The sequence below is a fragment of the Flagellimonas algarum genome, from assembly GCF_040513375.1.
In the GTDB taxonomy this organism is placed as follows: Bacteria; Bacteroidota; Bacteroidia; order Flavobacteriales; family Flavobacteriaceae; genus Flagellimonas_B; species Flagellimonas_B algarum.
Genome location: NZ_JBEVTG010000004.1, coordinates 1 through 25,964, shown reverse-complemented (window position 1 = coordinate 25,964; position 25,964 = coordinate 1). Strand labels below are relative to the sequence as shown.

The window sequence follows — 25,964 nt, the reverse complement described above, 5'->3', positions numbered from 1 at the left end:
ATTAATCGGATAAGTTAACTTCATAAGCGCTTGCGGCTCCATGCGCTAAAAAAGCATCGATTACCCCAGTTTTGAGCGAGGGTGACGTTAAGGCGAGCATGCATCCCCCACCACCCGATCCGATGATTTTGGAGCCAACTGCACCGGCGTCAATCGCTGCGCGCATCATACTAGACATGGCCGCGGGGGTATTCTTGATTCGTTGCTCCAAAATGGTCTGATGTGCGATCATCAACCGGCCCAATCGGACGATATCGGGCGTTGGTCCCTGCAATTGTTCGCAGGCTTTCCGGGTGATGTTCAAATTATGAATGGCAGCGTACCAATAATCATGGTATTCCTTGGACACATGGGGCAGGTAGCGATCAAAATCGCTTTCCTCTGAATGTTTCAACTGAAAATCAGGATGCTTAGCCTTCACCTGCGCTACTGCCTTTTCAGCATATTCCCTCGCCTTTTGCAAGACTTTCAAGGTTTTTTTGGCCATTCCGGATTCCGCTACGATCAAAACCCCTAAATCAGCAGTCAAACGCTTTGTATCACCACTTTCAGTATCAATGAATCGTAACCCTTTTTGCGCAATGGAAAATTGATCCATCAATCCACCGGGGCCTTCGAAAAACCCTACTTCGGTTGCATAAGCCAAACGGCCGATTTCGGCATCCGAAAGCACAAGGGCTTCTTCTTGTATGGCTACTAAAAAACGGATCCAAGCCACGATCATGGCCGAAGAACTCGAAAGGCCGGCATTGATCGGAATGGTGCTATGAAATACCAGATCATATCCCGTATTGAACACACATCCCTTTTCTGCGAGAACGACGAGTGCGGCCCTCAAAAAATCGCCGGATTCGACGCTTTCGTCCGAACTCGGATCGATAGTTCGTCGCTTACCCAGATCTTTGAATTCGATTCGAAAAACCCCAAGGGTGTTCCCCTTTCCTTTAATATGGAAGTACCGATCTATGGCACCGGCGATGACCGGCAATGCCAAATAGTCTTGGTGATCGCCGAAAAAACAGATTCTAGCGGGGGCTTTGCAATGCAACATGGTCGTGTTAGCTTACAATTCCCAAAGGGGCCGTGGTCGTCCAATTGCCACGGGTAAAATCAGGGAATGGCTGCGGATATCCCCCACTGGCCACCGATCGCTCACTCAATGGGGCTACCGCACTCCAAAAGCATCCTTCGTATACATTTTGATCCAAAGGCAATCCTTTTTGCAGGCATTCGACGATGCGATAGACCATGATACCATCCATACCACCGTGCCCACTTCCTTTGGCCGCTTGGTTCAGTCGAGTATAAAGTGGATGGTCGTATTTCTCGTAGAGGGCCTGCAATTGCTCTCCTTGCACCCAAGAATGATGGTCTTTGGTCAGGCCTTCAACCCCGCCTTCAAATGCGACCCGGGTCGGGAATCCGGCGAGGGTACCTTTGGTCCCTTGAATGAGGTTGAGTCGGGAATAGGGTCGCGGGCTGGTTTCATCCCATTGCACCATGATCGTTCGTCCTTGTTGGGTTTTAATGATCGTGGTATTCAAGTCCCCCCCTTTGAATTTTAAGGCATTCCATTGATGGTTTTCCGGATAGTTCTTACGGGCATAGGCTTGTCTGCCCATAGCCGGGGTCGAAAAGGAGACCAAGCTACCAAAAGTATCCTCACCACGGCCCAAACTCATGTATTGGGCTACGGGGCCCAAACCATGGGTAGGATATAAATTGCCGTTCCTTTTGGCGTAATGATGGGTACGCCATGAACCCGTTCCCCGCTGCTGTTCTTCCATTTGCCAACGCAATTCATGGATGTAGGCAGCCTCACCATGTAAAAGTTCTCCGATCAGTCCTTTTCTGCATAAATTCAAAAAAAGAAGTTCATCGCGGCTGTAATTGACGTTCTCCAACATCATGCAATGTCTTTGGGTGCGTTCGCTGGTATCGACGATATCCCATAGTTCCGATAAGGTCACGGCCATGGGTACCTCAACGAAGGCATGGGCTCCAGCTTCCATGCTGGCTATGGCCATTGGGGCATGGTTCGTCCAATTCGTGGCAATGAACACCACATCGGGTCGCACTTCCTTGAGCATGGTACGCCATTGGTTTTCATCGCCCGAATACAATTTGATATCGGTATGCCGATCACTACCGGAGACTTCCCGGACCCAGCCCTCCTTTTCCTTGACCAAATCCTCGTATACATCACAAATAGCGACAACCTCGGTACCGGGCAGCGCTGCCAAAAACTTCAAATGATAGCCTCCGCGCGCGCCGACGCCAATGAAAGCGGCCCTGACCGTATCCAACTTAGGGGCGGCATAACCACCCATATACTGGGCCTTAGCGGGTCGTTCCGCTTGACCGTAAACAAATTCAGGGAACAGGCCGGCCGTACCCAACGCGGCGCCGGCAATGGATGATTTCTTTAAAAATGCCCTTCGATCGATCGACTTCATTAGTGTAAGTGTTTATTGAAAAATTCCATGGTACGTTTCCATGCCAATTCGGCCGCAGCTTCGTCGTAGCGCGGTGTGGAGGTATTGTGGAAACCGTGGTTTACATCCGGATAGGTGTAGGCCTCATAGGTCTTACCATGGGCCTTCAAGGCAATTTCGTAAGCTGGCCATCCTGCATTGACCCGCTGATCCAGCCCGGCGAACTGCAACATCAAGGGCGCATTGATGTTTTCGATTTCCGATTTGGGCTGACCTCCATAAAAGGGAACAGCGGCTGCAAGGTCGGGCACACGAACTGCCATCATATTCGAAATCCATCCCCCGAAGCAGAATCCGACCACCCCGATTTTTCCCGAACAATCCGCATGGTTTTTCAAATAATCGTAGGCCGCTATAAAGTCTTCGAGCATTTCGTTTCGGTCGCGCTTGCGTTGCATGGCCCGACCCTCGTCATCATTTCCCGGATACCCGCCCAAAGGGCTAAGTGCATCAGGGGCCAAGGTAATAAAACCGGCCAGGGCCGCCCGTCTCGCCGTATCTTCGATATAAGGATTCAACCCCCTGTTCTCATGTACGACCACGATACCACCAAGCTTGCCATCATGCGTTTTAGGTTTCGATAACAGCCCGTTAATGGCACCACCTCCTTTGGGGGAATCATAAGTAACCACCTGCGAATCGAGGTTGGGATCATCGGGATCGACCAACAGGGTATCGACATAATTGGGTAACATAAAACCCATCAATCCGCTGATAGTAATGCCCCCAACCGCATAGACCGATAGCTTTTCCAAAAATTCCCGGCGACTTAATTTGTTGTGGGCATAGTCATCGTAAAGGTCGAACACCTCTTGTTCGATGTCTTCTTTGCTTAGTTCTTTCATGCTATTCGGTTTTAGTCTGCGGATTTATATATGAACTCAATGATACGATCGCCGTTGATAAAGCCGTTTCCATGGGTGGCATCCCATTCTTTGGATAGTCCTAATGCTTTGGTCGCTTCCAAAGATCGGCCTTCAGAGCGCGCTTTCACCACCCGTTCGCGTAGAGTGACCAACACTTGCCGGTAGGCTTCCAAACCGCCCTTGTCACTCACTTTTCCATGCCCGGGAATGATTTTGGTCTGTTCATCGATAATCCCCAAGGCCATGGTTACATTGGCGATCAATCCGTCGATATCGCCTCCCGAATTCAAATCGATATATGGGTAGCGCCCCGCGAAGAAATTATCTCCCATATGGAGAACGTTGGCCTCTGGAAAATAATAGTAGGCATCACCATCGGTATGTGCCGGATTGACGGATAAGGCATGCATGCTTCCTCCGTTGCCCAAATACAAGGTCAACTTATCGTTGAAGGTAATGACCGGAAGAGCGGCCTGCGGTGATGGTTCGCTGACCCTACCCCCTCCGCGATCTTGACGGGTCGACATGCGTTCGTATACGTTTTCGTGGGCTAGGATCAAGGCCCCTTCATTAGCTAGATTCTCATTACCACCGGTGTGGTCGCCATGCCAATGGGTGTTGAGTACGAACTTCACGGGTTTATCGGTCAAGGTGGCGATATGGGCCAATATCTTTTCCGTCAGCGGACCGAACTGATCATCGATTACAAAGGCTTCGGTCTCCCCAATGGCCAACCCGATATTGCCCCCTGCACCAAACAGTACATAAACATTGTCGGCCAGCCGTTCGGAAGTGATCCGTACCTTACTGTAATCGCGCTGTGCCTGTGAAATAAACGCGAAAAACAGGCAGCAATAAAAAATCGTGGATCTCATAGGTTGGGAATTAGTCATCCCTTAAAAATACCAATTATTTGAAGGAAGATAGCTAGCGGAAAAAGAAATCCCTAAGGAACCCAATCGAGGGTGTCTTTCACCGATGTCCCCTTTTTGGAATCCATAACCCGACTTGGTCACGATACGTACGGTATGCTTCGCCGAATCTCGAAACCATATTCCGTTCCTCAATAGGACGTACGGCGAAATGCCATATCAGTCCACCAAGAATCGTGTAAATAGCAAGGTGTAGTGATCCGACATATAGGGCAATGGAAAGTCCTTGTCCCATACCGGCCAAGGCCATGGGATTGCGAATCCATCGATAGGGTCCGCTTACCACCAGATCATTGGTCTGGTCTGCCGGTAAGGGGGTCCCATTTCCAAAAGCGACCAAGACATAGGCACTTGAAAGGCCCAATAGACTCGAAATCACAAAACCGAACAAGGCCACAATTCGTTGTACATCGGAAGAGGTCACCTCGATGTGGAATGCATCCATGATAATGTATGGGAACAAAACTAGGGTAATGCTCCAGACGCTTACGATCTGCAACAAGGTCTTAAGTGCGTTTCCAAGAAACCCAACGGTATTTGAAGTTTTAAACACCCTAAATTGAAAAACCAAAAACACATTGTACAGCAACCCAAGCAGCATCAAAGTTGTCGATAAGTACCCTCCTGAAGTTAGAAGGGAAGCATTGATACAGTACAGACAGGCATAAGCAAATGCCCCTAGGATAAGAAATTCAAGGCTTCTTTTGGGTACATAGGCCCGAATAACCGATAGGACCGCGACCAAAACCACATCCGGCAATAAAAAGGAATAAAATGCCACCTTGGGGATACCTGGGAATTGGAAAGCCTCGAAAAAAGTATCACTCAATGCCAAAGCGACCCACCAAATGGAAATCAGTGCGCTTTGTACTAAATAAGCCGTGCCTTTCAATTACTAGCGTTTTAAGGGTCGTATCTGCGAGCGAATTAGCCAAAAGCGTGGGTCAGGAACCAATATCCGGCACCATTCGCCCAATCCCTTTTATCCTAAACTCGCCAAGCTCTTCTCCAAGGTATCGATTTTGGCTTCCGCATCGGCAGCTTTCTTACGTTCCAATTCGACAACTTGGGCCGGAGCGTTGTTTACGAAGCGTTCGTTACCCAATTTCTTTTGTACCGACTGCAGAAATCCACGGGTATATTGAAGCTCTTCATTGATTTTCTTGATTTCGGCCTCAACGTCAATGGCACCACCGATCGGTATGAAGTATTCATTGCTCTTTACCCTGAAGCTCAGCGCACCTTCAACGGAATCGGTGACCGTTTCTATCTCGGAAACATTACCCAGCTTAAGGATGATCGCATCCATTACCGAAGAAAGCCCTTCTTTGTTGAGTTCAGAAAGCTGCAATGCTTCTTTTTGAGGGATATTCTTTTCTTTTCGTATGGTGCGGATTCCTGAGATAACCTCAGAGGCGAATTCGAAATCAGAGATGATTTGGGCATCAAAACCGTTTTGTTTGGGCCATTCGGCGACACAGAGTGATTCTTCTGGACTTCTTTCGGCGATATGCTGCCATACCTCTTCCGTCAAAAAAGGCATGAAAGGATGCAACAAGCGGATATTGCGCTCGAACAAATCGATAACCGCATCATAGGTAGTGCGATCTATGGGTTGCTGGTAGGCCGGTTTGACGATTTCCAATAGCCACGAACAGAAATCATCCCAAACCAATTTATACAAAGCCATCAGTGCATCCGAAATACGGTATTTACTGAAATGATCTTCGATTTCGGCCAACACTTGATCGAAGCGTGCCGTATACCAGTCGATGCCGATGCGGGCGGCTTCAGGTTGGTCGATCGCCGCGGTTTCCCAGCCCTTGACCAATCGGAAGGCATTCCAGATTTTATTGGCGAAATTCTTACCCTGTTGGCATAAGGCCTCATCGAAAAGCAAATCGTTCCCCGCCGCTGAACTCAACAACAGTCCAACCCGTACCCCATCTGCACCGAACTCGTCGATAAGCGCCAAGGCATCGGGTGAATTGCCAAGCTGTTTTGACATTTTCCTACGTTGCTTGTCGCGAACCAGACCTGTTAGATACACGTTTTCATAAGGACGTTCATCCCTAAATTCATAGCCTGCAACGATCATACGTGCCACCCAGAAAAACAGGATATCGGGACCGGTGACCAAATCATTGGTCGGGTAATAGTACGATACTTCGTCATTATCGGGCTCCAAAATGCCCCCGAAAACACTGATGGGCCACAACCAGGATGAAAACCAGGTATCGAGCACATCGGGATCTTGTCGAAGGGACGCTTCATCCAAATCAGGATTACCACTTGCCGTTCTCGCCAATTGCAACGCCTCTTCAGGAGATTCGGCTACGACGAAATCCTCGGTCCCGCTACCGTAGTAATAGGCGGGTATCTGTTGCCCCCACCAAAGCTGCCTAGAGATGTTCCAGTCGCGGATATTTTCCATCCAATGCCGGTAAATATTTTCAAATTTCTTAGGAAACAACTTGACCTCTCCGCTTTCCAAGACCGCTTCCAGTGCCGGTTTGGCCAAATCTTCCATCTTCAAGAACCATTGATCCGACAATCGGGGTTCGATTACCGCTTTGGTACGCTCTGAAGTACCCACCTTGTTCATGTGCTGTTCGGTCTTCACCAAAACCCCGGCGGCATCCAACTCCTTGGAAATCGCTTTACGCACATCAAACCGGTCACGACCTTTGTAGTGCAAGCCATAATCGTTTAGCGTGGCATCTTCATTGAAGATATCGATGATTTCCAACCCGTGTTTTTCACCCAAGACTTTGTCGTTCTCATCGTGGGCCGGAGTCACTTTAAGACAACCGGTACCGAACTCCATGGTCACATATTCATCTTCGATAATAGGAATAACGCGATTACATATCGGCACGATGGCTTTTTTCCCTTTGAGGTGCTGGTACCGTTCGTCATTGGGGTTGATACAGATCGCCGTATCGCCTAGAATGGTCTCGGGGCGCGTCGTTGCAATCGTAACGGTTTCTTCAGACCCCTCGATCTGATAGGCCAAATAATACAAGGAACCTTGTCGTTCTTCGTAGATCACTTCTTCATCCGAAAGGGTGGTTTTGGCCTCTGGGTCCCAGTTAACCATACGAAAACCCCTATATATCAACCCTTTACGATAAAGGTCAACGAAAACTTTGATGACCGAAGCCGACATGTCGTCATCTAAGGTGAACTTCGTCCGATTCCAATCGCAAGAACATCCCAGTTTCTTTAATTGTTCCAAGATGACCCCGCCATAGGTGTCGGTCCATTCCCATGCATGCTTCAAAAACTCCTCCCGGGTCAGGTCGTTCTTATCGATTCCGTCGGCTTTTAATTTAGCCACGACCTTGGCTTCGGTCGCTATGGAAGCATGGTCCATTCCGGGAACCCAACAGGCGTTCTTTCCTTCCAAACGGGCCTTGCGGATCAAAACATCCTGAATGGTATTGTTGAGCATGTGCCCCATATGGAGGATTCCGGTCACATTGGGTGGTGGGATCACGATGGTATAGGGTTCCCGATCGTCGGGTACCGAGTTGAAAAACCCTTGTTTCATCCAGTAATCATACCATCGCCCTTCAACCGTTCTAGGTTCATATTTAGATGGAATCTCCATTTTCGGTACAGTTTTTGTCTAATTAGGAATGGACTGGGAAATCGTAAGGAATGGCGCTTTGTTAAATTTACGCTATCCGTCGGCGATTGGCCAATCCTTGAAATACGAAACAAAAATAAGTAACGTTATAAGATAACAAAAGAATTTTGGAGGTAGGTTGAAATGGGCTACTTTTGAAATGACCCAAAACTAGAAAAATGAAAAGAACAGTACTTGTATTATTCGTAGGACTTTTGGCCTTCAGCGTGAAAGCGCAGGACAAAACCGCTAAAATCGAGTTTAAGAGTGAGACCATCGACTATGGTGAAATCGACAAAGGAAGTGATGGGGTTCGCGTTTTTGAATTTACCAACACCGGTGATGCACCTTTGGTGATCAGCGATGTACGATCAAGCTGTGGATGTACGATCCCTAAAAAACCGGATGCCCCGATTCTACCAGGAGCTACCGGTGAGATCCAAGTCAAATATGACACCAAGCGTGTCGGACCTATCCGGAAAGCGATTACGGTAAGTTCGAATGCTGATACGCCTACGAAAATCTTGAAAATTAAAGGCACGGTGAAAGCGGAAGGAGCGAAGTAACCGAAGAAAAGCGATAAACCAAAAGCCTTGATGGAAACATCAGGGCTTTTTTGTTTCGAATAGATCCTTTAGGACGAAGGTAAAGAGCAGGTCTTTGTTGTAGCGCTCGATCAAGACCCGAACACGTTTGCCCTTGCGATGGTTGAGCAACTCGAGTATTTCCTGCAATTTGTAATTATGCACTTCCTTACCGTTGACCGCCAAAATAATATCACCCTCCTGCAAGCCCGCTTCTTCTGCTGGACTACCTGCCCGGATTCCTGATACGATGATTTCGGGCACCAAACTCAATCGGGTGCGGTTCTGCATCAAAATCTGCACATTGCCAAAGCTTTTTTCGTCTTTGGTCACGAAACCATTCACATCGGCGATCCGTTGCGATATGTAACGAACCCCGTTATGCTGCAACTCGATTCCGGCCAAATTGTACCGAAATGGATCGTTGAACCTGGCGTTCTTCGATAAGGTAATCTTATTATTCGGGTAGTCGAAAACAATGCTAAAACGTTTTAAGACCTCCCCTCCTACACTACCATTGCGGTCTCCAAGGTCTTTGATGGCATCGAAGGATTCCCGATGGGGAAAAGCGGCCTTGGCCCCGAGCAAATGGAAATCGCCGATCTTCATGCCCTTTAACTTGGTCCGCTTTCCGAAAATGTTACCGCTCAAACCCTTTCCTAGGAAATCCTCATAGTTCGCTTCCGGGATATCCAACCCTTTCTCCGGATTGTGGAACAACCATAAGGCATCGCTGCTCCCGGTATCCACGAGCAATTTTACAGGTACTTCGGCATCATCGGCTTTAATGATCATCCCATCGACATAGGCTTTTTTATCAATGACGGTCAGCGGTAGGGTCTGTTTCTTTTTTGAAGGCTTGTAGGTGTAGTTCTCAGGTCGGTACAACTTGAGGTGTCCTGCCGTGTAGTTGACCTCGACCACGAAACTCTTGAACAGATCATAACCGATGATCCCATGCACGGGCACCCCCAAGGAAGTGGAAAAGTTCAAATCCTTATCAAGGACCACATACATCGATTGGTCGAAACTTTTCGCATTTCCGATAGCGAAGTTGTTGTGTCGCGATTTCAAGGCTTTCATGGGTTCACCCTCGCCAAGACCCCGTAGGGTGATCTCCGTGACATCATTGATTTGCACCGAATCTTGATCGGTAAGATTGAACAAGATCGGATTACTTACCCCAGTATCAAGGATAAAAGAGAGCTTCGCACCATTCAATTCGACAGGTACGACCATGAGGTTGTTGATCAATTCAAAATTGATCTTTTCGAATTTTTTTTGATTGGAAATATGAAACCGCTGGCCGATACCACTAAAGGAAAGGGTCGATAGAAAAAGCAGCAAAAGGGCGGATTTCTTGTTCAAACCGTTAAAAGAGAATTGATTGACTGTCTTAAAGTTACGAAAAACGGATGAATTATACCAGTCTTTTCAAAGGGGATGACTGCGAAATCCTCGGGCAATAATTGCTTTGCTTCCTAGGTTTCACCATTTTTGTCGAAAATAAACGGTAATGCCAGCGATTTCAAAAAAAGGGGCGTTGATGCCCCCTTCACCCATACGGAAATTGGTGCCCTATGCCGAAGCTGCCAAAAAAAAGGGAGTGGAAGTCATCCATTTGAACATCGGTCAACCCGATATCAAGACCCCGAGAGCGGCCTTAGAGGCAGTCAAAAATGCCGATATCGAGGTATTGGCCTATAGCCAGACCGAGGGATCGGAAACCTACCGAGGTAAAATTTCAGGGTATTACGCCAAGCACGATATCCAATTGGACGCCGACGAGATCATCGTCACTACCGGCGGCTCGGAGGCCTTGACCTTCGCCATGGGGTCGGTATTGGATCCCGGGGATGAAATCATCATACCCGAACCGTTCTACGCCAATTACAACGGATTTGCAACGGCCAACGGGATCAATGTCGTGCCTATCGCCTCTTCGATCGATCGGAACTTCGCTTTGCCCCCGATATCCGAATTCGAAAAGCGCATTACGGATAAGACCAAAGCCATTTTGATCTGCAACCCCGGTAATCCGACCGGATACCTCTACACCCATGGGGAAATCAAGGAATTGGTCCGATTGGTGAAGCACCATGATCTCTTTTTGATAGCCGACGAAGTGTACCGTGAATTTGCCTATGACGGCAAGCGGCACCATTCGATATTGCGAGAACATGAAATCGAACAACATGCGATCGTCGTCGACTCGGTCTCAAAGCGTTACAGCATGTGTGGCGCACGAATCGGATGTCTGGTCAGCAAAAACAAAGAAGTCATCGCTACGGCACTGAAATTCGCCCAAGCGAGGCTCTCACCGCCGACTTTGGCACAAATCGCGGGTGAAGCGGCTTTAGAAACCCCACAATCCTATTTCGAAGCGGTCATTGAAGAATATGTTGAACGACGTGACCTGCTCTTGCAAGAATTGGCGAAAATCGAACAGGTAAAGATCGCCAGACCCAATGGCGCCTTTTATTGCGTGGTCGAACTACCGATTGCCGATGCAGACGATTTCGCACAATGGTTGTTAGAGTCGTACCAACTTGATGGACAGACCGTGATGGTAGCCCCGGCAGCCGGTTTTTACGCCACTCCGGGAATGGGTAAAAACCAAATTAGGATCGCCTATGTATTGCAAAAGGAATCGCTGGTGAAAGCCGTCGAGATCTTACGTACCGGTCTCCAAGCCTATCGCACAGCGTGAACATCCAAGAAAACATATCGCTCAAACCCTACAACACCTTCGGCATGGACGTCAAGGCGCGGTTCTTTGTCGAAATCACCGGTCTGTTGCAATTGCAACGCATCTTGCAATTGTCGGCCTATCCGAACCGGTTCATCATCAGCGGTGGGAGCAATATGCTACTGACCAAGGATATCGATGCCTTGGTCCTCTTTATCAACCTCAAAGGGATCCATAAGGTTTCGGAATCCGATGATTCGGTGATCATCAAGGCCATGGCAGGTGAGAACTGGCATGAATTGGTGCTCTGGACGTTGGAACGGGACTATGGCGGCTTGGAAAACCTCTCGCTCATTCCAGGAAACGTTGGAACGGCACCCATTCAGAACATCGGGGCCTATGGGGTCGAGTTGCAGGACGTTTTCGTTTCTTGTGAGGCCATGAACCTTGAAACCAATGAGCTCGAGGAAATCACCAAAGAGGAATGCGCCTTTGGTTATCGCGACTCGATTTTCAAGAACAAGGCCAAAGACCGCTATATCATTACATCGGTCAAACTGCGTCTGAGCAAAACCGACCATAAGATCCACACGCTCTATGGGGCTATTGAAAGCGAATTGGCGGCAAAAGGCGTTGTGCACCCAACGATCAAAGACGTGTCGGAGGCAGTGATCAAAATCCGTCAGGAGAAGTTGCCCGATCCCAAGGAAATCGGAAATAGTGGCAGTTTTTTCAAGAACCCCGTGATTTCGAAAAAGACCTTCGAAAACTTCCATAAGAAATTTCCGGATGCCCCATATTATGCGCAGGAAAACGACCGCTTCAAAATACCGGCCGGTTGGCTGATCGAACAATGTGGATTCAAAGGGAAACGTTTCGGTGATGCCGGCGTACATGCCAAACAGGCCTTGGTGTTGGTCAATTACGGCCAAGCCACCGGAATGGAATTGTACAAATTGGCCCAAACCATCAAAAACTCCGTGTACGACCGCTTCAAAATACACATCGAGCCTGAAGTGAACATCATAAATTAACCCCGGGAACCTAACGATTGCCCGGGGTTAAACCAAACCAAACTAACCAAACTCTTATTGTAATTCTTTTAAAACACCGCGGTAATAATCATTTTTATACTTTAGCGTTTATCTATATACGAGCGAACAAAAGGTTTGGATTCTTAAGGTTTTCCCAATTTTACCCATTGGCCTCTCCATGAGCACATTACTTGAAAAACATATTGTCGAATTGTTAGCGGAACGCGACGAAAAAGCCATTTCATTGCTATACGACAATTATGCCGATACGCTCTTCGGTGTGGCCTACAAAGTGGTCAAAGACGAGGATCTTGCCCAAGATGTCGTACAGGAAAGCTTTGTCAAAATCTGGAAAAAAGCCGATTCCTATGATGCGTCCAAAGCCAAATTGTTCACCTGGCTTTTTCGGATTACCCGAAATACGGCCATCGACAAATTGCGAAGCGCAAGCAAAAAAACCGACAAGGAAATCCAAATCGATGCCTCTGACGTATATAATGTAGGCGTTTCAGCGATCCGCCCTGAGCTTTTGGATATCAAAGAGCACCTTGATAAAATCGAGCCGAAGTACAAATTAGTGCTTGAGGCCCTGTTTTTCGAGGGGATGACACAGCAAGAAGCCAGTGAAGAGCTTGATATTCCGCTGGGTACCATCAAATCAAGGCTCAAGATCGGATTGCGCGAATTACGGAAGATTTATGGTGCCTTTTTGGCCCAAATCATTTTAATGAGCCTGTTGCAATGAAAGAAAAAATAAAAATATTCTTAGACTCGGATCTGCTCGAAAAATACCTTTTGGGCAGTACGTCGACCGAAGAAAGTCTTCAGGTCGAACGGTATATCGCGATGTATCCCGAAGTCCGCAAGACCTACAACGAATTGCAGGAAAATCTGGAAGCATTCGCCAAGCTACATGCCCTAAAGGCCCCGGAGGGACTCAAAGAGCGTATTCTGGCCAGCATCCGCCAAGAACGAAAAAGCAGGTTCAAATTTTACCGCTACGCCATTGCGGCCAGCATCGTTGCCTGTGTTTTTGCAGGTTCGTCCTATTTCTTCTACAATCAGAACAAGAGCCTTCAACAAGAAAACACCATTGTCAACAACAAGATCAAAAACCTTGAGATGGACATGAAGGTGCAATTGGAAGACCTTCGCAACCAATACATTGTTTTGAACAACCCCAACACCCGTCGGTTTTCGGTAATGGGGAACCAAAAGGCGAAAGAGCTGAAGGCCGTCGCCTACATCAATCCGGTGAAAAAATTGTCGTACATCAACGTCAGTCATTTACCCCAATTGCCCGAAGACCAATGTTTTCAAATGTGGGCCGAAGTCAATGGGGAGATGGTCAACCTGGGTATTATCAAACAATTCGATGATAAGGAAAAGCTCTTGGCCCTGCCCTATGCGGATGATGCCATCAGTTATATCACCATCGAGCCCGAAGGTGGCAATGAAGCACCCACCGTACAAAACATCGTGGCCAATATTACCTATTGACCCAAGCATAAAGTCCTCTTAAATGCGAATGCAAGGTGGTTCTATTTCGTACCTTTGCAAAAACTTTCAGGCATGAAATTGATACTTTTGACCATTGGACTCCTAGCACTGGCCTTCGCCGGTATCGCCATCAAGATCTGGTCGAAAAAGGACGGGAAGTTCGCCGGCACTTGTGCCAGTCAAAATCCGTACCTGAACAAAGACGGGGAAGCCTGTGGCTACTGCGGTAAATTGCCGAGCGAACAGGAATGTCGCAAAGACATGGTAACCGACCCCTCCTAACCCTCACGACAAAACCACTTTTTTTGAGTAAACCGGAGTTAAACGTCAATGATATGGTCGCCAAGGCAAAAACGGGCAACCAAATCGCGTTCAGCGCCCTATTGGATCGTTTTTGGAACGATGTCTACGGCTTTCAGCTCATCCGGACCAAGAATGAGAACGATGCCGAGGATATCACCATCCAGACCTTTTCAAAAGCATTCGACAAGATCGACACCTTCGACGAGTCCTATGAGTTCGCAACCTGGTTGATCACTATTTCAAAGAACCTCCACGTAGACCTCATCCGGAAACGCAAACGGAACGTCATGGCCGATGCCGATCAAGGAAAGGCCGAAGAAGTCAATAAAGTCTTGGATGAAAGCCCTACGGCTGAGGATAACCTGATCATCGAGCAAAATTTGGCCACCTTGTTGGCCGACATCAAAAAATTAAAGCCGACCTATCAGAAAGTCATCAATTTGCGCTTTTTCAACGAAATGAGCTACGCCGAAATCGCCAATGAACTCGGAGAACCCATCAACAACATCAAAGTAAAGCTCTTGCGGGCCAAAAAATTGTTGGCCGAGGTGATCGCCAACCGATAGCCGGATTCCGTCCATCAATTCGTATATTTGTAGTCCAAAATTCCAGGTATGTCTACAGCAACCGCTTCACATGTGCATCCGCCGAAGGGCAAGCCGAAATGGCTTCGTGTTAAGCTTCCTACGGGTAAAAAATACACCCAACTCAGGGGATTGGTCGAGAAATACGACCTGCATACCATTTGCACCTCTGGTAGTTGCCCCAATATGGGCGAATGCTGGGGTGAAGGTACCGCTACCTTTATGATCTTGGGGAACATTTGCACCCGTTCTTGCGGTTTTTGCGGGGTCAAGACAGGAAGACCTGAAAGTGTGGATTGGGAAGAACCGGAAAAAGTGGCACGCTCGATCAAGATCATGGGCATCAAACATGCCGTACTTACTTCGGTGGATCGAGACGACCTTAAAGACATGGGATCCATCATTTGGGCCGAAACGGTAAAAGCGGTGCGCCGCATGAACCCTGAAACCACTATGGAAACCTTGATTCCCGATTTCCAAGGTATTGAAAAACACTTAGATCGTTTGATCGCCGTAGCCCCCGAGGTGATTTCACACAATATGGAAACTGTGAGGCGATTGACCCGTGAAGTCCGCATCCAGGCCAAATACGATCGCAGTCTCGAGGTATTGCGCTACTTGAAACAAAATGGCGCCAATCGCACCAAGTCGGGCATCATGCTAGGTTTGGGTGAAGAAGAAGCCGAAGTGCTTCAGACCATGGAAGATTTGAGAAAGGCCGAAGTTGACGTGGTCACCATCGGCCAATATCTACAACCCTCGAAAAAACATCTTCCGGTCAAAAACTTCATACTGCCCGAGCAGTTCAAAAAGTATGAGACTATAGGTTTGGAGATGGGTTTCCGTCATGTAGAAAGTGGGGCATTGGTCCGATCTTCTTACAAAGCCCACAAGCACATCCACTAGTGCCATAACCCTTAAACCCCTTTCTTTTGAACCAAATTCGCATCGGCATCAATGGTTTCGGTAGGATCGGTAGGACTTTCTTTAGGTTGCTCCAGAACCATCCTGAATTGGAAGTCGTTGCGATCAATGACCTTAGCGATGCCAAGACCTTGGCCCATTTGGTCAAATACGACAGCATACATGGCCCCCATAGCGCCTCGATAGCAGGGCAAGATGGACATTTGGTCTATGAAGGAAGGGAGATTCCAGTATTGAACGAACACCATCCGAAACATATCGAATGGGGCAAATACGCAACGGATTTGGTCATTGAGGCCACCGGTAAATTCAAAACCCGCAAAGAACTTGACTTCCATTTGAAGAATGGGGCTAAAAAAGTGATCTTAACGGTTCCTCCCATTGAAACCGATATCAAAATGGTCGTCTATGGGGTCAATGAAGGGGAACTCGGGGCTGATGACCACATCATTTCCAATGCCTCCTGCACAACGAACAATGCCGCCCCGATGATCAAGGTCATCCAAGACCTTTGCGGCATCGAACAAGCCTACATCACCACGGTGCATTCGTACACATCAGATCAAAGCTTGCATGATCGACCACATCGCGATTTGCGAAGGGCACGTGCGGCAAGCCAATCGATTATTCCGACCACCACAGGGGCAGCGAAAGCGCTAACGCGTATTTTCCCTGATTTGGCAGATGTCATTGGTGGATGCGGTATTCGTGTACCTGTTCCAAACGGGTCCTTGACCGACATTACATTCAACGTCAAAAAACAAACCTCGATCCAAGAAATCAACGAGACTTTTAGGCATATTTCTGAAAATCAGCTAAAAAATGTACTTTTCTATACCGAAGACCCCATTGTATCGATCGATATAAACAATAGTTGCTACTCTTGTACGTTTGATTCTCAGATGACTTCGGTGATTGGAAAAATGATCAAAATCATCGGCTGGTACGATAACGAGACCGGCTACTGTTCACGGATCATCGATGTAATTAAACTGCTTATCAAAAAGAACTACGTTTAATGTTTGAACGGTCGAACTTCAAGGGCATACCAGGTCTTGCGGCATTGCTGCTTTGCCTGCTGTTTTCATGGGTAGCCCATACACAAGAATCGACCACTACCGAAAGTTTCGAATCACGCTTTAGGGAAGCCTTGTCGTATGGACATCAAGACAATCTCGAAGCCGCCCTGGAGTCGTTGAAATTAGCAGCGGATCTTGCAGAAAAGGAAGAAAACCTCAAAGCCCTATTGGATACCTACCATCGGTATGCCATGCTCTTCCTTGAGCGTGAAGACAAAGAAAAAACCGAATTCTATTGGGATCGTGCCGGCGTTTTACTCAAAGATCTCGAATATCCTTATGGGGATGCCGTACACCGTTTTATCGAAGCTAACCTGCTCTACCGTGAAGGAAACAACTACCAGGCGATCAACATGTTGGAAGAGGTCAAACTGATCAACAACGATAAAAACCTATTGAACAACATTCTTTTGGCCGAAGGCAATGCCTATTTGAACATCGACAAGTTCGAGGAAGCATCGACCAATTTCAATGCCCTATTGGTAAATTCGGATGAATTGGAACGGGCTTATTTGGCGACCAAGGCGAATCTTGGGTTGGCGCAGTTGAACCAGAAGACCGGGAAGCTGGAACAAGCGACCAAACATGGGGAGGCGGCCCTGCAGCTCGCCCTCAAACACGACTATCGCCTTGAAGCCTTGAACGCCAACCTCTTTTTGACACAAGCCTATGAGGTCACCGGCGAATTTGAAAAATCACTCTTCTATAACAAGGAGGTCACGAAATTCAGGGATTCCATTTTTACCATAGAAAAGTCAAAGACCGAACAGAAAACATCCGAAAAGATATTGCAAGCCCGACAGACCAAGATCATCGCTGATTTGGAGGCCGAAAATGAAAAGTTGAGCCAATCGGCCAACCGATCTGAGATCACCTCGATCTTGACCTCCGCCTTTTTGATCATCATCTCCCTTTTGGCTGTCTCGTTGTATCGCAATAACCAGATCAAGCTGAAAACCAACGACCTTTTACACACCAAGAACCGTGAGTTGGAAACGGCGCGTGACGCAGCGGTATCCGCGATGGAGGCAAAGACCAATTTCCTCTCAACTGTGACCCACGAGCTTCGAACCCCTTTGTATGCGGTAACGGGGCTGACCCATTTGCTCTTGGACGAAAATCCGGCAGAACACCAAAAGGAACACCTGAAATCATTGAAATTTTCAGGAGACTACCTTTTGAATTTCATTAACGACATTCTACAGATCAACAAGATCGACGCCGACAAACTCGAACCGTTGAACATCGAGTTCAAACTCAAGAAGGTTCTGACGGATGTTATCGATTCCTTGCAACAAACGGCGAATGAGAACAATACCAAGATCGTTTTGGATTACGACAACAACATTCCGTTGCATTTGCTCGGCGACCCTTTGAAAATCTCGCAGATATTCATGAACCTCGTCGGAAATGCATTGAAATTCACCAAAGACGGGCAAGTTGATGTAATCACCAAGGTCAAACAACGCGAAGGGGAAGAAATCGACCTGTATTTCGAAGTTAAGGACAACGGTATCGGTATTTCGGCAGAACAGCAGAAGAACATTTTCGAAAGTTTCGAACAAGGCTCCGTCCAGATCAATCGGGAGTACGGGGGTACGGGTCTCGGATTGACCATAGTGAAGAGCTTGTTAGGTCTTTTCGACAGTCAAATCCACCTAAAAAGTGAATTGGGCACGGGTAGTTCCTTCTTTTTCGACCTCAGACTGAAAGTCGAGGAGAACTCTTTGGAAGAAGTCCCATTCGAACTTAGTGTCGAGGATTTCGACTTCGATGGCCTTCATGTTTTGGTGGTCGAGGACAACAAGATCAATCAAGTCATTACCAAGAAAATGTTGAGCAAGAAAAACATCAGTTGCGACATTGCCAACAACGGTAACGAGGCGATTGATGCCGCTAAAGCCAATACTTACGACGCCATCTTAATGGACATTCATATGCCTGGCATCAGTGGTACCGAAGCCACTAAACAAATCCGAAAGTTCGATCCCGACATTCCGATCATCGCCCTAACCGCGATTTCCATGGAAGACAGTCTCGACGAGTTCTACGCCGCTGGGTGTAACGCGGTGGTTACCAAACCCTTTAAACCTGAAGTGTTTTACCAGAAAATCGGAGAAAATATCTTTAAGACGAAGATGGGGAGCAACGCTTGATACCTGTATTGATGAGCTCCATTAATTTCTTGTCACCCCCTCGTAAAAATTCATGATATACCGGCAGGTAGGAAAGTTTGTCGACTTTTCCTTGTAAACGGACATAGTCCTTTTCCGTGGTCAACACAAAATCCACCGAATTGAAAAAAGCGATTTCCTTGGCAGTGAAATAATGATGGTCCGGGTAGGCATGGTGAACGACTTGGATATCCAAAGCTTGCAAATGTTCGACCAAAGGTCTTGGGTCAGCGATTCCGGTCACCAAATCAATGGTCCGATGCCGCAAAAGTTCCAGATCCATGGCACCCTCCTTGTTCTTTACCGCCCCGCCATACCCTAAGGTTGCGAACAACACCTCTTGACCACTATGCCTTCGCAATCGATTGCCAAGTTCTTCCATTTCCTTGATGCCCATAGTTTTGGGGCATTTGGTCACCACAATGGCCGAGGCCCGCTTCGACTGTGATTTGGCATCCCTTAGATATCCTGTCGGCACATACCAATCGCGATGAAAAGGGCGGGCATAGGTGGTGAGCAAAAGCGACAGACAAGCTGCTACCCTTCGATGCTGGAACGCATCATCCAACAGGATGACCTCCGGCCCCACCTCGCGTTCCAATCGGGCGATTCCGCGACGGCGGTCCCCGTCGACTGCCAAGGGAACCTCTGGGAATTTTCGGGACATTTGATAGGGCTCATCCCCCAAGTCCAAAACATCGGAATCCGCATTCGCGAGCACAAAACCTTTCGATTTACGACGATACCCACGACTGAGTATGGCCAACTTCCGATCTTGCATCAGGGCCGCGACCAGGAATTCGATCATAGGGGTTTTCCCGGTTCCCCCGACACTTAGGTTACCCACGACGATGGTCGGGGTTTCAAAACGCTTCGATTCGAACAACCCGAAATCATAGCACCAATTGCGTAGCACCACGATCAGGGCATACAAAAGTGAAAACGGAAAGAGGATGTAGCGAAGAAGGGTCAACATGAGGACGAAATTATAATATTTTATCTTTAACGGATCAAACCACCGTTTATGACCATAAAGAATATCGCCGTCATCCTTGAGGAACTGGCTCCACTGCATTATGCGGAGGATTTCGATAACGTTGGCCTTTTGGTCGGCCAATGGGAACAAGAGGTCAACGGCATCTTGGTAACGCTTGACACCCTCGAGAACGTGGTCGATGAGGCCATTAAAAAAGAATGTAATCTCATTGTAAGCTTTCATCCGATTTTATTCACCGGCATCAAAAAAATTACCGGAGCGAATTATGTAGAACGCGTACTCTTGAAAGCCATAAAGAACGATATCGCTATTTTCAGTATGCACACCGCTTTGGACAATAGTCCCCTAGGGGTCAATGCGAAAATTTGCGAGGTATTGGGACTGGGCAATACCAAAATCTTGCGGCCCAAGGAAGGGACCATCAAAAAATTGACCACCTATGTACCTGTCGATAAAGCCGATGCCCTGCGGGATGGATTGTTCCGTGCTGGTGCCGGAAGTATCGGAAATTATAGCGAATGCAGTTTTAGTGTGGTCGGTACCGGAAGTTTCAAACCAGGAACCGATGCCCATCCGATCATCGGGCAAGAAGGGGTGACCCATTTCGAAAAAGAAGTCCAATTGAACCTGACCTTTCCTGCGGCCTTCGAAAAGGCGGTCCTATCAGCGCTTTTTACAAACCATCCTTACGACGAAGTAGCTTATGAGATGGAGACCTTGGAAAATAGCAACCAAAACATCGGCATGGGTATGGTCGGTACCTTAGCAACCCCAATGAAGGAAATCGAATTCTTTCAATACCTCAAATCGCATATGAACGCCTCCGTAATCAGGCATTCGACCTTGTTGGGTAAGGATGTGGAAAAAGTCGCGGTTTTGGGTGGTAGTGGCGCCTTCGCGATACTGGATGCCGTTCGTGCCGGGGCCGATGTGTTCGTTACCGCCGATGTGAAATACCACCAGTTCTATCAGGCTGAGGGCCAATTGGTCATAGCCGATATCGGGCACTATGAAACTGAGCAGTTTACAAAAAATCTTTTAGTGGATTTTCTTAAGAAAAAAATTCCTAATTTTGCGGTCACTTTATCGGAAAGTATTACTAATCCCATCAAGTATTTTTAAGTATGGCTACCAAAACGGAAACAACTGTTGAAGAGAAACTAAGGGCGTTGTATGATTTGCAATTGATCGATTCTAGGGTTGATGAAATCAGGAATGTACGAGGTGAATTGCCGTTGGAAGTTGAAGACCTTGAAGACGAGGTCTTGGGACTCAAAACCCGCATGGACAAGCTGAAATCGGATGTGGAGACCGTAAACTTCGAAGTCACTGCCAAAAAGAATCTGATCGAGGAATCAAAGGCATTGATGAAAAAATACAGCGAACAACAGAAAAACGTTCGCAACAGCAGGGAATTCAACTCCCTGAGCAAGGAAATCGAATTCCAGGAGTTGGAAATCCAATTGGCCGAAAAGAACATTAAGGAATTCAAAGCGCAGATCGAGCAGAAAAAAGAGGTTATTTCGGAAACCAAGGAAATCCTTTCGGAACGCGAATCACACCTAAAGCACAAAAAAGGGGAACTTGATGCGATTTTGGCCGAAACAGAAAAAGAGGAATTGGCCTTATTGAAGAAATCGGAAGAGTTCGAAGAGAAAATCGATGAGCGTTTGGTCAAAGCCTACAAGCGTATTCGCGGTAGTGTCAAGAACGGATTGGCGGTTGTTCCTGTTGAACGGGGTGCCTCAGGCGGATCGTTCTTTACCATTCCACCACAGATCCAAGTGGAAATCGCTTCCCGAAAAAAAATCATTACCGACGAGCACAGCGGTCGAATTTTGGTCGACCCGGTCTTGGCCGATGAGGAACAAGGCAAAATGGAAAAGCTCTTCGCTAAGCTATAAGAAACAAAGCCTCCGATCCGGGGGCTTTTTTATTGGGATTGTTTTTCGATCAATTCCAACATCAACGCTTCGATTTCCGGAGCATCCCAGCGGGTATCGATATCAGGTTGTTGCATGACCGTTTGCATGATCCGTTCTTGGGCATCCCCTATTTCAAGGGCCTCTCGATATGGGCGGCTTGAAAAGGTTACCCGACTGTATACGGGTACCCATTGCCCAGGATACTTGGCCGCGAATCGTTTCTCGATTTTCTTTTGGAGCTGAAAGTCGGGTTCTGCGGTTTTCTTGCTCATTTCGATGAAATTGCGGTAGCTCAATTCGGCAATGGCATCCGCATTGGGTTTGCGCTGCTCTTGGTAATTCTTGAATATCGCTTCCCAATCATCGCCAAATTCCCCCAATAGCTTGTCAAGTTCCGAAATATCCTCAAAACCCGCATTCATCCCCTGACCGTAAAAGGGCACGACGGCATGAGCCGAATCGCCCACCAAGGCCACCTTATCCCAATACGTCCATGGGTAACATTTCATGGTCACCATGGCGCTGGTCGGGTTTTTGAAAAAATCCTTGGTCAAGTTTTCGATTTCCTTTCTGACATTCGGAAAATAGGTCTCGAAAAAGGCTTTTGCTTCGGCCTCGTTCGTGATGTTCTCAAAAGAAACGGCCCCTTCGAATGGCATGAACAAGGTACAGGTAAAACTACCGTCGGTATTGGGCATGGCGATCAACATGAAGTTGCCGCGCGGCCATATATGGAAGGAATGCTTATCGAGCTTATGGCTTCCATCCTGATTTGCCGGTATGCTGAGTTCCTTATAACCCACATCGATAAAGTCTTGCGAATAATCGAAGCGGCTTCGACGCTGCATTTTGTGCCGAACCCGCGAAAAAGCCCCGTCACAACCAAAGACATGATCGAATGCATAGGCTTTCCAATTTGCTTTTTCTGAAGCACCGGTGTAGATTTTGGCTTCCGGAAGATCGACGTCCCAAACCTTTTCGTCAAAACGGAATTCGGCACCGCTTTCTTCGGCCAAATCGATCATCTTACGGTTCAATATACCCCGTGAAATCGACCATATTGCTTCTCCCTCCTTACCATACGGTTGCAGGAACAAGGGTTCATCCTGCACGTGGATAGCTCTTTGGTAAAGGGGTATCGCGATATCCTTAATGGCATCTTCGATACCTACGTTCCGAATCGCTTTCCAACCACGATCACTCATGGCAAGATTGATCGAACGTCCTGAAAACTCGACTGTTCGGATATCGGGCCGCCGATCGAATATAGTCACAGCATGGCCCCGTCGTCTTAGATAAATAGCGAGTAAGGAACCGACCAATCCAGATCCTATGATCGCGATATTTTTCGGGCTTTGTTTCTTCATGGGGATGGCAAGTGCTTGACTATGATAAATGTAGTCAAAAATACAGTGGGGACGAATCGGAGGGTTATGTAAGGTCTTTCAGCGACAACCGACCAAATCAAAAGTAAAAACGAAATCGCGCGAGCATTCCGCCTAAGGCGTCCATATATATCAAAAAGTCCCTCCTGTTTCGGAAGGACTTTTTTTGTTTGTTACCATTTTAAAGGATGTCGTCGACGATGCCGTAGGCAACCGATTCTTCAGCTCCCATCCAATAATCACGATCGAAATCGCGCATGACCTTTTCAAAATCCTGACCACAGTTATCGGCCAAAATCCGGGCACCCAACTCTTTGGTCTTTATGATTTCCTTAGCTTGGATTTCGATGTTAGAGGCTTGTCCTTGAGCCCCGCCACTCGGTTGGTGGATCATTACACGGGCATGGGGTTGGATAAATCGCCGTCCTTTTTTCCCAACGGATAGCAAAATCGAACCCATAGAAGCGGCCAAACCTGAGCAAACCGTAGATACGGGACTTTTGATTTGTTTGATGGTATCGTAAATAGCAAACCCGGAAGTGACATACCCCCCCGGACTATTGATGATCAACTGTATCTCTTTATTTGACAAAAGATCCAAGTACAGCAAACGGTCTATGACATGTTTGGCCGAATCGTCGTCGACCATACCCCATAGAAACACCTTGCGTTCCTCCAATAATCTTTCGTGAATCAACTCTTGAACTTTTCCTTTCTTCGAACTCATTGTTTTAATCTGATTGAATTCCAAAATTAACCAATTAATCGCAGCTATGATAACCGAATCCACCCGCACACGACCAGTTTTCCCAAATCTTCCTACAATTCTTACATACGACCGGATTTAGAAGAAATTCACATACAAAACCCTCTGTTTCACAACAAATTACAAATATCGATTAAACATAGCCGTTAAACTATGTTGAAGTAATTAATCGATTAAAACAACGCTAACAACGTGAAATTTTACACCGGCGGCGTATTGGGGGTACTTTTATAGCGCAATTGACCCCAAATCAATGCAAAACCGTAAAACTAAAACCTTGACCTATTAAAGATTGCTACTTTTTGAACCACAATTAATTTAATGGGATAAGGTCTTTAGGATTGTAAATTTTTGCACCTAGACCTATGAAGATCAACATTGCTCCTGCTATGCCCGTATTGGCCAGATGGTTACTCCTTCTGGTTTTTGCTATTTCATCTACTACCCTGACCGCCCAAGTGGAAGGTATCCGAACCGGTGCCTCCTTTACCTGGTCCAGTCCACAACCTTCCAACAGCGATCCTGCCCAATTGGAGAGTGTCGAAGTGAACGGTACAAGCTACAATACCTTCGCCGTACCTTCAGGATACTCCTTGATCCGTTTGGGTCCAGCAGGCCACACTGCCAACAGGATTTTTGAAGACGGTACTCTGATAGTCACTTCAAGTGCTGCTGCCAACTGGGATGCGGAAGCATTGGGTGCATATCAAAGCCTAAACTTGAATTACTATTTCGCCTGTAACGGAAACGGGGCGAACATTTGTGAGAATGAAGCGGCCCTGGCTACCACCAACGCCCAGGTCCAAGCCGTTACCTATTCACCGGCACTTCCGGTCAATGATGGTTCCATACTCTTGGTAACCGAGCGGAACGCGAACAATTGTCAACATATTTCGCTTTATGGGATTCCTCCAGGAGGGGGCCCAGAGCAATTGCTTGGCCAGACTTTCGTTCGCCACCAAAATGTATCCAATGGCCCACAACCGAATATTCCTCCCCAAGCGAATAGCGATTACTGGCTGACCGAACGTGTCAACCATACTGGGGGCACCATAGGTATCGCGCTTTACAATCTAACCGATTTGGCCCCTGAAGGATCCCAATTGACCGAAATCAGGTTTACCGCTGCAACGGTCGATGTTGCCGATGGTAAATTTTTGATCATGCAGGAATATGCCGTAGACGATACCTTTGACGTTGACTTCAATACGGTTTTCAATGGGGATGTCGGCGCGAATGATAATGTTCCTGATGGTTCGACTTATACGGCGACTTCCAGCCCTTCAAGTGGCACCTTAACCGTGAACAGTGACGGTACGTTTAGCTATGAACCGGATCCCGATTTTGTCGGCACGGACACTTTTACCATCGAAGTTTGTTTGCCCGCCCCGAATACTGGAATTTGCGAAACTTCTACGGTCACCTTGAACGTGAAACCTGGAGTGAGCATCAATGATGCCATCGCGGACGAAGGCAATAATTTAACCTATACCATTTCCATATCCACACCACTAAGTCAAGATGTGGATTTCAACATTGGTTATACCGATATTTCTACAAGTAATGCGGATTATAGTGGTCCGACTACGGTAACCCTACCGGCTAATGCCTCCTCGGTCAACTTCAATGTGGCTGCTTTGGATGATGCCTGGGTGGAAGGAACCGAAACCCTAGAGGTCGTATTGACCAACCCGGCTGACTTAGTGACTTTTACGGATGACACCGGTCTAGGAACCATCAATGATACGGATGCCGCCTCTGTCATTACGGAAGATTATACCTTTAGTGAAGCCGATGGCAATGTGCAACTTCGAGTACGTTTGGTCGGGGCTGGCGTTGATAGCGCCTTTACGGTTGATGTAACACTAGGTAACGACGGTTCGTTGAGCGATCCGGCTACCGCTGGAACGGATTATACGGCAACGACTACAACAACCTTGACATTCCCTGCGAATTCTCCGGATGGAACCGAATTCTTTATCCCGGTTTCCATTGTTGACGACGGAATCATAGAACCTGCTGAACAATTCATCCAACAACTTGACAACCTAGTAGGAAATAATGGGGTTTTCTTAGGATCTCCTGAAGGAATCGTT

At 47.4% G+C, this 25,964-nt stretch carries 23 protein-coding genes; 13 read left to right on the top strand and 10 right to left on the bottom strand.

What is annotated here, in order from left to right; translation table 11 throughout:
* Position 1: 1 nt before the first annotated feature.
* The 6 genes from ABV409_RS15735 to ABV409_RS15710 all read right to left on the bottom strand — a co-directional run bounded on the left by ABV409_RS15735 (position 2) and on the right by ABV409_RS15710 (position 7,906).
* On the bottom strand, positions 2-1,051 hold the full coding sequence (locus ABV409_RS15735) for a GHMP family kinase ATP-binding protein (RefSeq protein WP_353878587.1): 1,050 nt from the start codon (positions 1,049-1,051) through the stop codon (positions 2-4).
* Between the two features lie 7 nt (positions 1,052-1,058).
* Positions 1,059-2,456, bottom strand: coding sequence for a Gfo/Idh/MocA family oxidoreductase (locus ABV409_RS15730; RefSeq protein ID WP_353878586.1), 1,398 nt, complete (start codon positions 2,454-2,456; stop codon positions 1,059-1,061).
* Complete coding sequence (locus ABV409_RS15725) at positions 2,456-3,340, bottom strand: dienelactone hydrolase family protein (RefSeq protein WP_353878585.1); 885 nt, start codon at positions 3,338-3,340, stop codon at positions 2,456-2,458. The genes ABV409_RS15730 and ABV409_RS15725 overlap by 1 nt, the downstream gene beginning before the upstream one ends.
* Before the next feature lie 11 nt (positions 3,341-3,351).
* Complete coding sequence (locus tag ABV409_RS15720; protein WP_353878584.1) at positions 3,352-4,236, bottom strand: MBL fold metallo-hydrolase; 885 nt, start codon at positions 4,234-4,236, stop codon at positions 3,352-3,354.
* Positions 4,237-4,333: 97 nt separating this feature from the next.
* Positions 4,334-5,185, bottom strand: coding sequence for a methyltransferase family protein (locus tag ABV409_RS15715; RefSeq protein WP_353878583.1), 852 nt, complete (start codon positions 5,183-5,185; stop codon positions 4,334-4,336).
* Between the two features lie 90 nt (positions 5,186-5,275).
* On the bottom strand, positions 5,276-7,906 hold the full coding sequence (locus tag ABV409_RS15710) for a valine--tRNA ligase (RefSeq protein WP_353878582.1): 2,631 nt from the start codon (positions 7,904-7,906) through the stop codon (positions 5,276-5,278).
* A 197-nt stretch (positions 7,907-8,103) separates the two neighbouring features.
* On the opposite strand from ABV409_RS15710, the gene ABV409_RS15705 reads away from it, so the two are divergent.
* Positions 8,104-8,490 carry a DUF1573 domain-containing protein gene (locus tag ABV409_RS15705; protein WP_353878581.1) on the top strand — a complete coding sequence of 129 codons (387 nt, stop codon included), beginning with the start codon at positions 8,104-8,106 and terminating at the stop codon, positions 8,488-8,490.
* A 39-nt stretch (positions 8,491-8,529) separates the two neighbouring features.
* Here the strand turns inward: ABV409_RS15705 and ABV409_RS15700 are convergent, their stop codons facing one another.
* Entirely contained in the window at positions 8,530-9,876 is a 1,347-nt protein-coding gene (locus ABV409_RS15700; RefSeq protein ID WP_353878580.1) for a PDZ domain-containing protein, read from the bottom strand.
* 148 nt (positions 9,877-10,024) lie between these two features.
* Here ABV409_RS15700 and ABV409_RS15695 point away from each other — a divergent pair, with 148 nt between their 5' ends.
* From ABV409_RS15695 to ABV409_RS15655, 9 genes are all read left to right on the top strand, one after another.
* Complete coding sequence (locus tag ABV409_RS15695; protein ID WP_353878579.1) at positions 10,025-11,218, top strand: pyridoxal phosphate-dependent aminotransferase; 1,194 nt, start codon at positions 10,025-10,027, stop codon at positions 11,216-11,218.
* Positions 11,215-12,231, top strand: a complete 1,017-nt coding sequence (gene murB, locus ABV409_RS15690) for a UDP-N-acetylmuramate dehydrogenase (protein WP_353878578.1) — start codon at positions 11,215-11,217, stop codon at positions 12,229-12,231. Before ABV409_RS15695 ends, murB begins: the two co-directional genes overlap by 4 nt.
* A 178-nt stretch (positions 12,232-12,409) precedes the next feature.
* Positions 12,410-12,976 carry an RNA polymerase sigma factor gene (locus ABV409_RS15685; RefSeq protein ID WP_353878577.1) on the top strand — a complete coding sequence of 189 codons (567 nt, stop codon included), beginning with the start codon at positions 12,410-12,412 and terminating at the stop codon, positions 12,974-12,976.
* Positions 12,973-13,731, top strand: coding sequence for an anti-sigma factor (locus tag ABV409_RS15680; RefSeq protein WP_353878576.1), 759 nt, complete (start codon positions 12,973-12,975; stop codon positions 13,729-13,731). The genes ABV409_RS15685 and ABV409_RS15680 overlap by 4 nt, the downstream gene beginning before the upstream one ends.
* A gap of 72 nt (positions 13,732-13,803) precedes the next feature.
* Positions 13,804-14,013: a membrane or secreted protein gene (locus tag ABV409_RS15675; RefSeq protein WP_353878575.1), complete on the top strand. Its 210-nt coding sequence runs from the start codon at positions 13,804-13,806 to the stop codon at positions 14,011-14,013.
* 53 nt (positions 14,014-14,066) lie between these two features.
* Complete coding sequence (locus tag ABV409_RS15670; protein ID WP_353878644.1) at positions 14,067-14,600, top strand: RNA polymerase sigma factor; 534 nt, start codon at positions 14,067-14,069, stop codon at positions 14,598-14,600.
* A 48-nt stretch (positions 14,601-14,648) separates the two neighbouring features.
* Entirely contained in the window at positions 14,649-15,524 is an 876-nt protein-coding gene (gene lipA, locus ABV409_RS15665) for a lipoyl synthase (protein WP_353878574.1), read from the top strand.
* A gap of 26 nt (positions 15,525-15,550) precedes the next feature.
* Positions 15,551-16,561, top strand: a complete 1,011-nt coding sequence (gap, locus tag ABV409_RS15660; RefSeq protein ID WP_353878573.1) for a type I glyceraldehyde-3-phosphate dehydrogenase — start codon at positions 15,551-15,553, stop codon at positions 16,559-16,561.
* A complete protein-coding gene (locus ABV409_RS15655; RefSeq protein WP_353878572.1) occupies positions 16,561-18,777 on the top strand; it encodes a tetratricopeptide repeat-containing hybrid sensor histidine kinase/response regulator in 2,217 nt (738 codons plus the stop codon). Before gap ends, ABV409_RS15655 begins: the two co-directional genes overlap by 1 nt.
* Here ABV409_RS15655 and lpxK read toward each other — a convergent pair.
* A complete protein-coding gene (gene lpxK / locus ABV409_RS15650; RefSeq protein WP_353878571.1) occupies positions 18,749-19,771 on the bottom strand; it encodes a tetraacyldisaccharide 4'-kinase in 1,023 nt (340 codons plus the stop codon). The genes ABV409_RS15655 and lpxK overlap by 29 nt on opposite strands.
* Positions 19,772-19,819: 48 nt before the next feature.
* Between lpxK and ABV409_RS15645 the strand changes: the two genes are divergently transcribed.
* On the top strand, positions 19,820-20,914 hold the full coding sequence (locus ABV409_RS15645) for a Nif3-like dinuclear metal center hexameric protein (protein ID WP_353878570.1): 1,095 nt from the start codon (positions 19,820-19,822) through the stop codon (positions 20,912-20,914).
* Positions 20,915-20,916: 2 nt separating this feature from the next.
* Positions 20,917-21,696, top strand: a complete 780-nt coding sequence (locus ABV409_RS15640; RefSeq protein WP_353878569.1) for a zinc ribbon domain-containing protein — start codon at positions 20,917-20,919, stop codon at positions 21,694-21,696.
* Between the two features lie 29 nt (positions 21,697-21,725).
* Here the strand turns inward: ABV409_RS15640 and ABV409_RS15635 are convergent, their stop codons facing one another.
* Together ABV409_RS15635 and ABV409_RS15630 are read right to left on the bottom strand one after the other, a co-directional pair.
* Entirely contained in the window at positions 21,726-23,084 is a 1,359-nt protein-coding gene (locus ABV409_RS15635; RefSeq protein ID WP_353878568.1) for an FAD-dependent oxidoreductase, read from the bottom strand.
* 199 nt (positions 23,085-23,283) lie between these two features.
* Positions 23,284-23,829, bottom strand: a complete 546-nt coding sequence (locus ABV409_RS15630) for a ClpP family protease (protein ID WP_353878567.1) — start codon at positions 23,827-23,829, stop codon at positions 23,284-23,286.
* A 404-nt stretch (positions 23,830-24,233) separates the two neighbouring features.
* On the opposite strand from ABV409_RS15630, the gene ABV409_RS15625 reads away from it, so the two are divergent.
* The coding region (locus ABV409_RS15625) for a Calx-beta domain-containing protein (RefSeq protein WP_353878566.1) at positions 24,234-25,964 on the top strand (1,731 nt) is incomplete at its 3' end.